11 protein-coding genes and 1 pseudogene are annotated in these 13203 nt (G+C 54.2%); 4 read left to right on the plus strand and 8 right to left on the minus strand.

The genetic code is table 11. The features are described from left to right. Positions 1–20: 20 nt before the first annotated feature. From rutG to rutA, 7 genes are read right to left on the minus strand one after another with little or no spacing between them, the layout of a single operon-like run. On the minus strand, positions 21–1349 hold the full coding sequence (gene rutG / locus ACJHWR_RS18060) for a pyrimidine utilization transport protein G (RefSeq protein ID WP_001240615.1): 1329 nt from the start codon (positions 1347–1349) through the stop codon (positions 21–23). Positions 1350–1369: 20 nt separating this feature from the next. Next, a complete protein-coding gene (gene rutF, locus ACJHWR_RS18065) occupies positions 1370–1864 on the minus strand; it encodes an NADH-dependent FMN reductase RutF (RefSeq protein WP_001028095.1) in 495 nt (164 codons plus the stop codon). Between the two features lie 10 nt (positions 1865–1874). Then, positions 1875–2465, minus strand: coding sequence for a malonic semialdehyde reductase (locus tag ACJHWR_RS18070; protein WP_001001181.1), 591 nt, complete (start codon positions 2463–2465; stop codon positions 1875–1877). Beyond that, positions 2462–3274, minus strand: coding sequence for a pyrimidine utilization protein D (gene rutD, locus ACJHWR_RS18075; protein ID WP_000777660.1), 813 nt, complete (start codon positions 3272–3274; stop codon positions 2462–2464). Before rutD ends, ACJHWR_RS18070 begins: the two co-directional genes overlap by 4 nt. 7 nt (positions 3275–3281) lie before the next feature. Beyond that, a complete protein-coding gene (gene rutC, locus ACJHWR_RS18080) occupies positions 3282–3668 on the minus strand; it encodes a 3-aminoacrylate deaminase (protein WP_001126780.1) in 387 nt (128 codons plus the stop codon). A gap of 11 nt (positions 3669–3679) precedes the next feature. Next, positions 3680–4372, minus strand: coding sequence for a peroxyureidoacrylate/ureidoacrylate amidohydrolase RutB (rutB, locus tag ACJHWR_RS18085; RefSeq protein WP_024175781.1), 693 nt, complete (start codon positions 4370–4372; stop codon positions 3680–3682). Beyond that, positions 4372–5463 carry a pyrimidine utilization protein A gene (gene rutA / locus ACJHWR_RS18090; RefSeq protein WP_012311618.1) on the minus strand — a complete coding sequence of 364 codons (1092 nt, stop codon included), beginning with the start codon at positions 5461–5463 and terminating at the stop codon, positions 4372–4374. Before rutA ends, rutB begins: the two co-directional genes overlap by 1 nt. A gap of 287 nt (positions 5464–5750) precedes the next feature. On the opposite strand from rutA, the gene rutR reads away from it, so the two are divergent. Beyond that, entirely contained in the window at positions 5751–6389 is a 639-nt protein-coding gene (gene rutR / locus ACJHWR_RS18095; protein WP_001571240.1) for an HTH-type transcriptional regulator RutR, read from the plus strand. A 39-nt stretch (positions 6390–6428) separates the two neighbouring features. Here the strand turns inward: rutR and putA are convergent, their stop codons facing one another. Then, positions 6429–10391: a trifunctional transcriptional regulator/proline dehydrogenase/L-glutamate gamma-semialdehyde dehydrogenase gene (gene putA, locus ACJHWR_RS18100; RefSeq protein ID WP_001571241.1), complete on the minus strand. Its 3963-nt coding sequence runs from the start codon at positions 10389–10391 to the stop codon at positions 6429–6431. Positions 10392–10445: 54 nt separating this feature from the next. On the opposite strand from putA, the gene ACJHWR_RS18105 reads away from it, so the two are divergent. The 3 genes and pseudogenes from ACJHWR_RS18105 to ACJHWR_RS18115 all read left to right on the plus strand — a co-directional run. Further along, positions 10446–10655, plus strand: a complete 210-nt coding sequence (locus ACJHWR_RS18105) for a hypothetical protein (protein WP_000979516.1) — start codon at positions 10446–10448, stop codon at positions 10653–10655. Between the two features lie 158 nt (positions 10656–10813). Further along, the gene (putP, locus tag ACJHWR_RS18110; protein WP_001018485.1) at positions 10814–12322 is read left to right on the plus strand and encodes a sodium/proline symporter PutP; all 1509 of its coding nucleotides are present in this window, start codon (positions 10814–10816) and stop codon (positions 12320–12322) included. Between the two features lie 219 nt (positions 12323–12541). Then, a pseudogene (locus ACJHWR_RS18115) lies at positions 12542–13096 on the plus strand (FTR1 family protein); the annotation flags it as partial. Positions 13097–13203 lie beyond the last annotated feature (107 nt).

Raw genomic sequence — 13203 nt, forward strand, 5'->3', positions numbered from 1 at the left:
TAACCCCGGCGGTTTTCTGTTTATGGCTCCTGATGAATAACTTCTGGCGGTGGAACGTCAACCAACCTTCTGCTTAATAACGCATTGAGTAAAATCGCGCCAAAGGTTGCTGTACCGATCCCTCCCAACGTAAAACCGCCCAGCGTGAGAGCAAAATCACCCGCGCCCAGCACTAAGGTTACTGCGACCATAATCAAATTACCGTTCTGGCTTAAATCGATACGGTTTTGTACCCAGATCCTTGCGCCTGCGACGGCAATCAGCCCGAACACAACAATTGATGCACCACCAATCACCGCGGCCGGAATGGTATGGATCAGCGCGCCAAATTTCGGCGAAAAGCCCAACAGCATGGCGATGACGGCAGCAGCAACAAACACCAGCGTCGAGTAGACTTTGGTCACGGCCATCACACCGATATTTTCAGCATAGGTGGTGACGCCGCTACCGCCGACAGAGCCGGAAAGCATCGTTGCCAGACCATCACCGACGAATGCCCGTCCCATATACGGATCCATATTGCGTCCGGTCATCCCGGCGACCGCCTTGAGATGACCTAAGTTTTCCGCCACCAGAATCACCGCCACGGGCGCAATCAACATCATCGCCTGGCTATTAAAACCAGGAGTGGAAAAATGCGGCAGACCGAACCAGGCAGCATGGCTGACGAGAGTAAAATCGACGGCTTTTCCCAGCCCTAAAACGTTGGTCATCACGCCATACAGCAGACAGGCGACAATTAATCCTACGAGAATCAATAACCGCTGGATCATGCCACGGGTAAATACCGCTACCAGCCCAATACACAGCACCGTCATTACCGCCATCCAGCTATCAAAGGCCGAAGCCGATACACTTTTCACTGCGATAGGCGCTAAGTTCAGGCCAATCGCCATCACCACCGCACCCGTCACCACCGGCGGCATTAGCCGTTCAATCCAGCGCGTACCGATTTTCATCACCACCAGGCCAATGACGGTATAAACCAGCCCACAGGCGATAATCCCGCCCAGCGCAATGCTGATATTCGGGTTAATGCCCTGACCGTTAAAGCCCGTCGCGGCAATCACCACGCCGACAAAAGCCGCGCTGGAGCCGAGATAACTGGGGACGCGCCCGCCGGTAATAAAGAAAAACAGTAACGTGCCGATCCCCGACATCAAAATGGAAAGATTGGGATCCAGCCCCATCAGAATAGGCATTAACACCGTCGCGCCAAACATCGCCACCGCGTGTTGAACGCCCATTATTGCCGTCTGAGCAAACGGCAATCGTTCATCCGGCGCGACCACGCCGCTCTCTGTAGAGGTCGATTTTAACTGCCAGTGAGGAAAACCGAACATTGCCATCAGCTGTCTCCTTAAGGAGGTTAACAAGCAGGGCGCATCAGCGCGTGATAACTGCGATCAAACCACACCAGCCCGTAGGGGGTGGCGTGACGATGAATCGCTTCGATGGCGCAAAACAGAATGTCGTGGGTGCCGACGCTCACCACCTGGCTGATACGGCAGTCAAACGAAACCAGTGCTTCTTCCAGTTGCGGGCATCCGGTCACACCCGTCTGCCAGCGGGCGGCGGCAAAGCGGTGTTCCATGGGCGTTTTGCCGCCAAAAAGGTTTGAAAGCGGCTCCTGCCCGGCGCTAAGTGTATTTACACACAGCGTTCGATTTTCATTGAATACCGGCCAGACGGACGCCCCACGATTCAGGCACACCAGTAATGTGGGCGGCGTATCGGTCACGCTGCAGACGGCGCTGGCGGTGAACCCGGCGCGCCCGGCTGGACCGTCCGTGGTGATGATATTGACCGCCGCGCCCATGCAGGACATCGCATCGCGAAAAGTTTGTTGATCGACAATGTTCATAGTTTGCTCCTTACAACAGCCCGCAGGCTTCCTCAAAGGACAGACGTGGCAGGCGCGCATAAAGCTTGCTGCTATCGCCATAGCCGATATTAATCAGCAGATTGCTCTTCAGCGTGCTGCCTGCAAAAAAAGCGTCGTCTACGTGTTGACGGTCAAAACCCGACATCGGGCCGGTATCCAGCCCCAGCGCACGGCAGGCGACGATCAGATAGGCCGCCTGCATGGAACTGTTGCGAAACGCTGTTTCTTCGGCAAGTTGTGGGCTGGAGGTAAACCAACTGCGGGCATCGCCGTGAGGAAACAGCTGTGGTAACCGTTCATAAAATTCACTGTCCCAGGCGACGATAGCGGTGACGGGCGCGGTCAGGGTTTTTTGCAGATTGCCGCTGGAAAGCGCCGGGCGCAGACGTTCTTTTCCTTCTGCAGTGCGGATAAACACGAACCGTGCCGGAGAACAGTTAGCTGATGTCGGCCCCCATTTCATCAGGGCATAAAGCTCCCGTAACGTCTCATCGCTGACGGGTGTCTCCCGCCAGCCGTTGTGAGTGCGGGCATCGGTGAACAGGGTGCTAAGCGCACCAGGGCTAACGGCTTCGTTCATAGCAATTCCTTACAGGCGGCTTCACGGTGATGTAACAGGCTGGCAAGCCCGTTGAGTAACAGAGCATTAAACGTTTCGGGATCGGTCACGTTGCAGGCGTGTCCGCCATAGCGCATCACCATTTTCTGGCTATCGGGCAGGGCGGCATGAAGTTCACTGGAACATGCTGTTGGCACCAGAAGATCATCACTGGCGCAGATGATTTGCACCGGGCAGCGGATGCGATCCGCATGGCGACTAAAGTCAGCGCGTTTGAGGGCGTTAAGTCGACGCAGTAAATTATTTTTGCCCTGAAAATGCGCCAGTGCCAGCGCGTCTTCAGCTTCCAGGCGAGGTGCGCGGGCCGCCATCCAGTCGGCGGGATAGAGGAACAATGGCTGCGCTTCCACCCATGCCTGCGCGCCGCCGCTATGTAGTAACTGCTCGCGAACCTGAAAACAGCGGCGCGTATGGGCGTTTATTCGTAGCCAGCCGTTAACGCTGACCAGCACAGTTACCGACGCGGGATAATCCAGCGCCAGCTGCATTCCCACCAGCGCACCGAGCGCATGGCCGACCACCGCGTAACGCTCAATCCCTGCGGCTACCAGCGCCTGATGCAGTTCCGCTGCCATCTGGGCGATACTGTAATCTTCTGCCAGCGTGTCGGGATTATTGCCGGTGCCGCGCTGGTCGTAACAGACTACCTGATACTCCTGCTCCAGCACCGCCAGTTGCGGTAACCAGTAACTGCCGCTACCGCCAAGACCCGAAATCAACACCACTACGGGCGCATCAGCATAAGGGGGAGGTGAGAGTGAAAGTTTCATCGCGGCCTCACTTGGCGATATGCGCAATTGTGGCGATTTCCACCAGTGCGTCAGGTTTTACCAGTCCGCACTGAATGCAGAATCGCGCCGGTTTATCACCCGGAAAAAACTCGGCGTAGATTTCGTTAATCGCGGCGTAATTTTTCCAGTCGGTAATAAAGATGCTGTTGAAGGTCACATCCGCCATTGTGCCACCCGCCGTCTCGATCACCTTGCGGATGGTTTCCAGAACGTGGCGGGTTTGCGCCTTTGGGTCATCGGCAAACAGCACGTTATTATGTTGATCAAAAGCCAGCGTACCGGAGACATACACCACGCCATCAGCCAGCGTGCCGGGAACGAAGGGGGCCAGCGGTGCGCTGCTGCCAGCGGGAATAATTACGGATTTTGGCATCGTTAAACTCCTTAAGCGATACGAGCAAAGGACGTGGGAGAAAGCGCGTCGCAGAACGTTTCGACGTCGCTGACCCAGCCAAAAAAGGTTTCGATATTGAACAACGCAGCTTTCTGTGCAAATTCCGGCCCCGCCTGGTGTGTTGCGTCTTCCAACACCACGCCGAAATACTCCAGAAAAAAGCCATCGCGTAGCGTCGATTCGACGCAGACGTTGGTAGCGATACCGGTGAAAACCAGATGGCGTATTCCACGGCTGCGCAAAATGCTGTCCAGCGGCGTATTGAAGAAACCGCTGTAGCGCGGCTTCGGCAGCACAATATCGCCAGGCTGCGGCACCAGTTCATCCACCAGTTGATAATCCCAGGAGCCTTTCGCCAGCAATTTCCCCTGCAGCTGCGGCTGCTTACGCATGGTTTTCAGGGCGTTCGATTTATGAAAATTCGGTGAGCCGGGGCCGCCAGCCTCGACATACTGTGCATCCCAGCCATTTTGAAACCAGATGATCAGCATCCCTGCCGCTCGCGCTGCGGTCACGGCGGTTTGAATGTTGGCAATGACCGGGCGAGTGGTTGAGACATCAAACCCGGCGAGATCTAAGTAGCCGCCTGGCGTGGCATAAGCGTTTTGCATATCCACCACGATCAGCGCAGTTTGCTGCGGATCGAAGGTAATGGCTTCCGGTCGAGCGGTTAAGGTCGTCATCATGCCACCTCCTGAGTCAGCGCAGGGAGATGGGCGCGGCACTGCATCAGTGGTTGAATGCGCTCGCCGAAGTTTTCGATTCCCGACAGAAAATCATCGAAGGTCAACAGCACGCCTTCGGCACCAGGCACGGTTGCGACTTCATCTAACATGCGCGCGACACTGGCGTAAGAACCGACTAACGTCCCCATATTGATGTTTACCGCCGAAGTGGGATCGGCCATCTGACGGACGTTGGTGTCTGTACCGGAGCGGGTATCTTTCTGACTTTGTTCGGTTAGCCAGCTTAAGGCCTCTTCATCCGCGCCCGCTTTGTAGTGTTCCCATTTTGCACGAGCGGCATCGTCGGTTTCGTCGGCAATCACCATAAACAACACATAAGAGCCAACGTCGCGTCCGGTTTGCTCTGCGGCCTGTTTCATCCGCGCAGCGGTCGGGGCGAAAGCCGTGGGTGTATTTACGCCTTTGCCGAAACAGAAGTTAAAATCGGCATACCGGGCGGAGAACGCCATGCCAGCGTCGCTTTGCCCGGCGCAGATCACTTTCATGGGGACACTCGGTTGCGGACTGACGCGACAATCATCCATAGTGAAAAAATCGCCTTTAAAATCGCTTTTCCCCGAGCCCCACAGGTCGCGCAGCACCTGAACATATTCGGTGAGATAGTCGTAACGACGGGAGAAATAGTCATCGCCAGGCCAGATCCCCATCTGCTCATACTCGGGCTTTTGCCAGCCAGTCACGAGGTTGACGCCAAAACGCCCGCCAGAGATGGAGTCGATGGTTGCGGCCATACGGGCGACGATTGCCGGAGGTAACGTTAAGGTGGCAGCTGTCGCGTAAATCTGAATGCGTGAGGTCACGGCTGCCAGACCCGCCATCAAGGTGAACGACTCAAGGTTGTGATCCCAGAACTCAGTTTTGCCGCCAAAGCCACGCAGTTTGATCATCGACAGGGCGAAGTCGAAATGGTAGTGCTCCGCTTTTTGCACAATGGCTTTATTCAGTTCAAAGGTCGGCATGTACTGCGGCGCGTGGGTCGAAATGAGCCAGCCGTTGTTGCCAATAGGTACGAATACGCCAATTTTCATCATCAACCTCTCTTCGTCTCGTAAAGTGAAAGTCAGACGGGGCGCTGCATCCTGCATATCCTTTTCAGCCGCGTAATGGCTTGTTTGCAAAGCGGATGCCAGTTTTTAAAAAGCGAATGTTATTAATGTGTTAATGTTTGGTTGTCTGAAATATCTGGAAAAAAGTGGACTAAACGGTCAAAACAGTTGCACATAAAACATGCATCCGTGCGCGATGAGAGTGCAGAAGGTCGAGGCCGGGCGGGGGTTTTGCTATCCTGTTGCCAATCTACAAGAGGGGAGAGCGCATGACGCAAGGCGCAGTGAAAATAACGGGTAAACGTTCGCGCGCAGTAAGCGCGAAGAAAAAAGCGATTCTTAGCGCAGCACTGGACACTTTTTCACAATTCGGTTTTCACGGCACAAGGCTGGAGCAGATCGCAGAGTTGGCAGGCGTTTCAAAAACCAATCTGCTGTATTACTTCCCGTCAAAAGAGGCGCTGTATATAGCCGTACTGCGGCAGATTCTCGATATCTGGCTGGCACCGTTAAAAGCGTTTCGTGAAGATTTCGCCCCGCTGGCGGCGATCAAAGAGTACATCCGTCTGAAGCTGGAAGTCTCACGCGATTATCCGCAGGCTTCACGTCTGTTTTGTATGGAGATGCTGGCAGGCGCGCCGTTGTTAATGGATGAACTGACGGGCGATTTGAAGGCATTAATTGATGAGAAATCGGCGCTGATTGCCGGTTGGGTAAAAAGCGGCAAACTCGCGCCGATTGATCCGCAGCATTTGATTTTTATGATTTGGGCTTCCACTCAACATTACGCCGATTTCGCCCCTCAGGTGGAGGCGGTGACAGGCGCGACGTTGCGCGATGAGGTATTTTTCAATCAAACGGTTGAAAACGTGCAGCGGATTATTATTGAGGGGATTCGACCACGTTAAAGATGCCGGAGGAGGTTGTAACATCCTCCGGCTACCTGTTTAACCGATCGTCATTAAACTGGCGTTACCGCCAGCGGCAGCGGTATTCACACTCAGCGAACGCTCGATATACAGCCGTTCCAGAAGGATATTGCTTTCGCCACGGGCAAAACCCTGCACCGAAACAATTGCACCATCCCGCGCGGCAACGGCTTCACACAATGCGCGAAGCTGATCCGAATCACCGTGGAAGATCACCGCATCAAAGGGTTGAGCGGTTATATTTTCCGCTTTCGCCAGTTGAATACGTTCGCTGACTGCCGATGGCAATGCCTTCACTAACTGATGATGCAGCGTGTCATCCGGCCACAGTACCTGGCTGCCCACCGCCAGCACGGCGGCGAGCTGAGTCAGCGCATCCTGTTCATCATCCGCGATACACAATACGCGCTCACGCGGCAGCAGCGTCCAGGTGTTGCGTTCACCCGTCGGCCCTGGCAGCAATCGTTGTGTTCCTGCCTGCGCCAGCTCGCCATATTGCGTACATAACGCCTGCAATTCTGGACGGTTTGCCGCCCATTCCCGCAGTGCATTTAGCGGCTGAGTCAATGCGGCTTTCAACTGCGCATCGACCGGATACTCTGCGTCCTGACGCGCGAGCGTCACTGCCAGCGCACTTTCTGGGCGATTCGCCAGCAGACGGTAGAGATAGAGCGGACCGCCTGCTTTCGGCCCGGTGCCGGACAACCCTTCGCCGCCGAATGGTTGCACCCCAACCACTGCGCCCACCATATTACGGTTAACGTACAGATTACCGACATGCGCCGAGCCAGTGACCTGGGCGATGGTTTCATCAATGCGCGTATGGACGCCAAGCGTCAGACCATAACCGGAAGCGTTAATCTGCTCGATCAGCGCCGGCAGCTGGTTACGGTTGTAACGCACCACATGCAGCACCGGACCAAAGACCTCTTTTTGTAATTCGGCAAAGTCATCCAGTTCGATCAGCGTCGGAGCGACAAAGGTGCCGCTTTGCCATTCACGGGTATCTTCGCTGTTTTCCCGCACCGCCTGGAACACCTGACGGCCTTTACTACGCATGGTCTGAATATGACGCTCGATATTGGCTTTCGCTTCGCTATCAATCACCGGACCGATATCGGTGGTCAGGCGACCCGGATTACCCATCCGGCATTCGGCCATTGCGCCGCGCAGCATTTTCAGCGTGTGGTCGGCAATCTCATCTTGCAGGCACAGCACGCGCAGTGCCGAACAACGCTGACCTGCACTGTCGAACGCCGAGGCCAGCACATCTATTACGACTTGTTCGGTCAGTGCTGAAGAATCGACAATCATCGCGTTCATGCCGCCGGTTTCAGCGATGAGCGGAATAGGGCGACCCTGAGCGTCCAGGCGGCTGGCGATATTGCGCTGCAGTAACGTAGCGACTTCGGTTGAACCGGTAAACATCACCCCGCGCACGCGATCATCACCCGTCAGTTGCGCGCCCACGGTTTCACCCCGACCGGGCAGCAATTGCACCACGCCTGGCGGTACACCCGCTTCCAGCAAAATGGCGATCCCTTGCGCGGCAATCAGCGGCGTTTGTTCTGCCGGTTTTGCCAGCACGCTGTTACCTGCCGCCAGTGCGGCAGCGATCTGTCCGGTGAAAATCGCCAGCGGGAAGTTCCACGGACTGATACATACCACAGGCCCTAATGGACGGTGGGTTTCGTTAGCGAAATCATCCCGCACCTGTCCGGCATAGTAGTGGAGAAAATCGACCGCTTCGCGCACTTCGGCAATGGCGTTACTGAAGGTTTTTCCGGCTTCACGCACCAGAATACCAATCAGTTGCTGCATCTGGCTTTCCATTAGCACGGCAGCGCGATGCAAAATTGCCGCGCGTTCAGCCGGAGGCGTGGCAAACCAGATTGGCGCGTTATTAACCGCACTTTCCAGCGCCTGTTCTACTTCACGCGGCGTGGCTTCACGCACATAGCCCACAATATCTTTCGGTTCCGCAGGGTTAATAACGGGCGACATCTCACCTGCCGCTACCGGTTGTTCCAGCATTGGCAAGGACTGCCATTTTTGCAGTGCACTATTGAGCAGGGCTGAAGAGAGCGAGGCCAGACGGTGTTCGTTAGCGAGATCCAGCCCTGCCGAGTTGTCGCGCCCGTGACCGTAAAGATCGCGCGGCAGGGGAATTTTCGGATGCGGTAATCCAGTTTGCCCTTCCTGTTGTGCCAGTTTTTCTACAGCAGTGACTGGATCGGCGACCAGTTCATCCAGTGGCAAAGAGGTGTCGGCAATACGGTTAACAAACGAGGTGTTAGCACCGTTTTCCAGCAGGCGGCGCACCAGATACGCCAGCAGCGTTTCATGTGTACCGACCGGAGCATAAATACGACACGGACGGTTAAGTTTGCCGTCGGCAACTTTCCCGGTGACCTGCTCATACAGTGGTTCGCCCATACCATGCAGGCACTGGAACTCGTACTGACCCGGGTAGTAGTTTTGACCCGCCAGTTGATAAATCGCTGCCAGCGTATGGGCGTTGTGCGTCGCGAACTGCGGGTAGATTAAATTCGGCACCGCCAGCAGTTTTTTCGCACAGGCAAGATAAGAAACGTCGGTATACACCTTGCGGGTATAAACCGGATAACCTTCAAGGCCGTCCATCTGTGCACGCTTGATTTCACTATCCCAGTACGCGCCTTTCACCAGGCGAATCATCAGACGGCGACGGCTGCGGGTGGCGAGATCAATCAGGTAATCGATCACCAACGGGCAGCGTTTTTGATAAGCCTGAATAACAAAACCGATGCCGTTCCAGCCTGCCAGTTCCGGCTCGAAACAGAGTTTTTCCAGCAGATCGAGGGAGATCTCCAGACGATCGGCCTCTTCGGCATCGATGTTAATACCAATATCGTACTGACGCGCCAGCAGGGTGAGTGATTTCAGACGTGGGTAAAGCTCTTCCATTACCCGGTCATACTGGGCGCGGCTGTAACGCGGATGCAGCGCCGACAGCTTGATTGAAATGCCTGGACCTTCATAGATGCCACGACCATTGGACGCTTTACCAATGGCGTGAATCGCCTGTTGATAGGAAACCATATACGCCTGTGCATCTGCGGCAGTCAGCGCGGCTTCGCCCAGCATATCGTAAGAGTAACGGAAACCTTTCTCTTCCAGCTTGCGGGCATTGGCTAACGCTTCCGCGATGGTTTCGCCAGTGACGAACTGCTCTCCCATCAGGCGCATCGCCATATCCACACCTTTGCGGATCAGCGGTTCACCGCTCTTACCGATAATGCGGTTCAGCGAGCGGGAGAGACTGGCTTCGTTATGGGTGGAAACCAGTTTGCCGGTAAACAGCAGCCCCCAGGTGGCGGCATTAACAAACAAAGACGGGCTACGACCAATGTGTGACTGCCAGTTACCGTTGCTGATTTTGTCGCGAATTAACGCGTCCCGGGTGGCTTTGTCGGGAATACGCAACAACGCTTCTGCCAGACACATCAGCGCCACGCCTTCCTGCGATGACAGCGAAAACTCCTGCAATAACCCCTGGACCATACCTGCGCGACCACTGGCATTTTTTTGATTACGCAGTTTATCGGCCAGTTGATACGCCAGTTTATGCGCCTGTTCAGCAACTGGTTGCGGCAGGCGGGCTTGTTCCAGCAGCATCGAAACCGCTTCGGTTTCCGGGCGGCGATAGGCCGCGGTGATCGCGGCGCGGGAAACCGACTGGGGCAAAATTTGCTCGGCAAAGTCGAGGAATGGCTGGTGTGGTTCCTCTGCCGGAGTCGGTGCTTCATCGCTCTCATTGGCCGCGCCAGAAAGCAGCGCAGGTAGCTCCGGCAGAGTATCGCTGTTTTCCAGTTGTTCAAGATAAGAAAAAATCGCCTGCTTAATTAACCAGTGTGGCGTGCGATCGATACGTGTCGCGGCAGACTTAATACGCTCACGCGTCGCGTCGTCCAGCTTAACCCCCATGGTGGTGGTTCCCATGCCATTACTCCTGTTGTTCTGAAAGGTGCAACTTAACGTTATCGTGAAATATCCATGATGTTGCAACTTTGTGCAACCATGTTAAATGTGACCTGCGTAGCAAGCTTAAAAATGAATGAAATGTTAATAAAAGAAATCGATATGACAGGGATTAAAAAAATAACTCAGACTTTTTCTCTGCGGCAGTTAACATTTTTGAAAGGTGCAACCGCAAAAAATGTGAGAGAGTGCAACCTGATGAAAAATAGTGTCGCTGAGCACTAAAATTTAATGTAAATGGTGTGTTAAATCGATTGTGAATAACCAGCGCTTCCGGCAGGATACGGTCGCCCTGGTAAAACATAAACTCTGTTACCCCGTTCCGGTGGCAGATATAACGGCAAGTTTCGACATTGCCGATAATAATTTTTTGGAGACTTTAGATGGCTATTAGCACACCGATGTTGGTGACATTTTGTGTCTATATCTTTGGCATGATATTGATTGGGTTTATCGCCTGGCGATCAACGAAAAACTTCGACGACTATATTCTGGGCGGTCGTAGTCTTGGGCCATTCGTGACGGCATTATCGGCGGGGGCGTCGGATATGAGCGGCTGGCTGTTAATGGGGTTGCCAGGCGCTGTTTTTCTTTCCGGGATTTCCGAAAGCTGGATCGCCATTGGCCTGACATTAGGCGCGTGGATCAACTGGAAGCTGGTGGCCGGGCGGTTGCGTGTGCATACCGAATACAACAATAACGCCTTAACATTGCCGGATTATTTCACCGGGCGCTTTGAAGATAAAAGCCGCATTTTGCGCATTATCTCCGCGCTGGTTATTTTGCTGTTCTTCACCATTTATTGCGCTTCGGGCATTGTGGCAGGCGCGCGTCTGTTTGAAAGTACCTTTGGCATGAGCTACGAAACGGCTCTGTGGGCGGGGGCTGCGGCGACGATCCTTTACACCTTTATTGGCGGTTTCCTCGCGGTGAGCTGGACTGACACTGTACAGGCCAGCCTGATGATTTTTGCCCTGATCCTGACGCCGGTTATCGTAATCATTAGCGTTGGTGGGTTTGGCGACTCTCTGGAAGTGATCAAACAAAAGAGCATCGAAAACGTGGATATGCTCAAAGGGCTGAACTTTGTCGCCATTATCTCACTGATGGGCTGGGGACTGGGTTACTTCGGGCAGCCGCACATCCTGGCGCGTTTTATGGCGGCGGATTCTCACCACAGCATTGTCCATGCGCGTCGTATCAGTATGACCTGGATGATCCTCTGCCTGGCAGGGGCGGTGGCTGTCGGCTTCTTTGGTATTGCTTACTTTAATGAGCACCCGGCGGTAGCAGGTGCGGTAAATCAGAACGCTGAACGCGTGTTTATCGAACTGGCGCAAATTCTGTTTAACCCGTGGATTGCCGGGATTCTGCTGTCGGCGATTCTGGCGGCGGTAATGTCAACCTTAAGCTGCCAGCTGCTGGTATGTTCCAGTGCGATTACCGAAGATTTATACAAAGCGTTTCTGCGTAAACATGCCAGCCAGAAAGAGCTGGTGTGGGTAGGGCGTGTGATGGTGCTGGTGGTGGCGCTGGTGGCGATTGCGCTGGCGGCAAACCCGGAAAACCGCGTGCTGGGCTTAGTGAGCTACGCGTGGGCAGGCTTTGGCGCGGCGTTTGGTCCGGTGGTGCTGTTCTCGGTGATGTGGTCACGCATGACGCGCAACGGTGCGCTGGCGGGGATGATCATCGGTGCGCTGACGGTTATCGTCTGGAAACAGTTCGGCTGGCTGGGACTGTACGAAATTATTCCGGGCTTCATCTTCGGCAGTATCGGGATTGTAGTGTTTAGTTTGCTGGGTAAAGCGCCGTCAGCGGCGATGCAAAAACGCTTTGCCGAGGCCGATGCGCACTATCATTCGGCTCCGCCGTCACGGTTGCAGGAAGGGTAAGAGAAGGCGTTTTACCGAAAATTTCACGTCATAACAGGAAGCAGGCAGAGGGCAATCAGTGATTGCCCTCTGCGTTTTTTCTCAAAATATTTTTACATCTTCTCATCATTATCACTACATTCCACTTGTATTTTTCTTCATCGTAATGATAATCGATATCACTGCGATTTACTTTTCTTTGCATAGATTGACTCAGAAAAACGTTTAAGGGTGGGTGGCATGTTTGTTCCGTTTCTCATTATGTTGCGCGAAGGACTTGAAGCCGCGCTGATTGTCAGTTTGATTGCCAGCTATCTTAAGCGTACCCAGCGAGGCCGATGGATTGGTGTGATGTGGATTGGCGTGTTGCTTGCCGCTGCGTTGTGCCTGGGCTTGGGTATCTTCATTAACGAAACCACCGGCGAATTTCCGCAAAAAGAACAGGAACTGTTTGAAGGTATCGTGGCGGTGATCGCCGTGGTGATCCTTACCTGGATGGTTTTCTGGATGCGCAAAGTGTCGCGCAACGTCAAAGTACAACTGGAGCAGGCAGTCGACAGCGCATTGCAGCGTGGAAATCATCATGGCTGGGCGCTGGTGATGATGGTCTTTTTTGCCGTTGCAAGGGAGGGGCTGGAGTCGGTCTTTTTCCTGCTGGCGGCGTTTCAACAAGATGTCGGGATCTGGCCGCCGCTGGGTGCAATGCTCGGTCTTGCTACAGCCGTGGTGCTCGGCTTCCTGCTCTACTGGGGCGGTATTCGCCTCAATCTTGGTGCATTTTTTAAATGGACCACCTAGATTCTACGTCAGTACTTCAAAAAGCATAATCAAAGCCTTGATAAATATGCATTCCTTCGAAATTCAGCTTTCACCCATTGGGTGAAAGAAAAGTGCTCAAAAAT

The sequence above is a fragment of the Escherichia sp. WS568 genome (assembly GCF_046486085.1).
In the GTDB taxonomy this organism is placed as follows: Bacteria; Pseudomonadota; Gammaproteobacteria; order Enterobacterales; family Enterobacteriaceae; genus Escherichia; species Escherichia coli.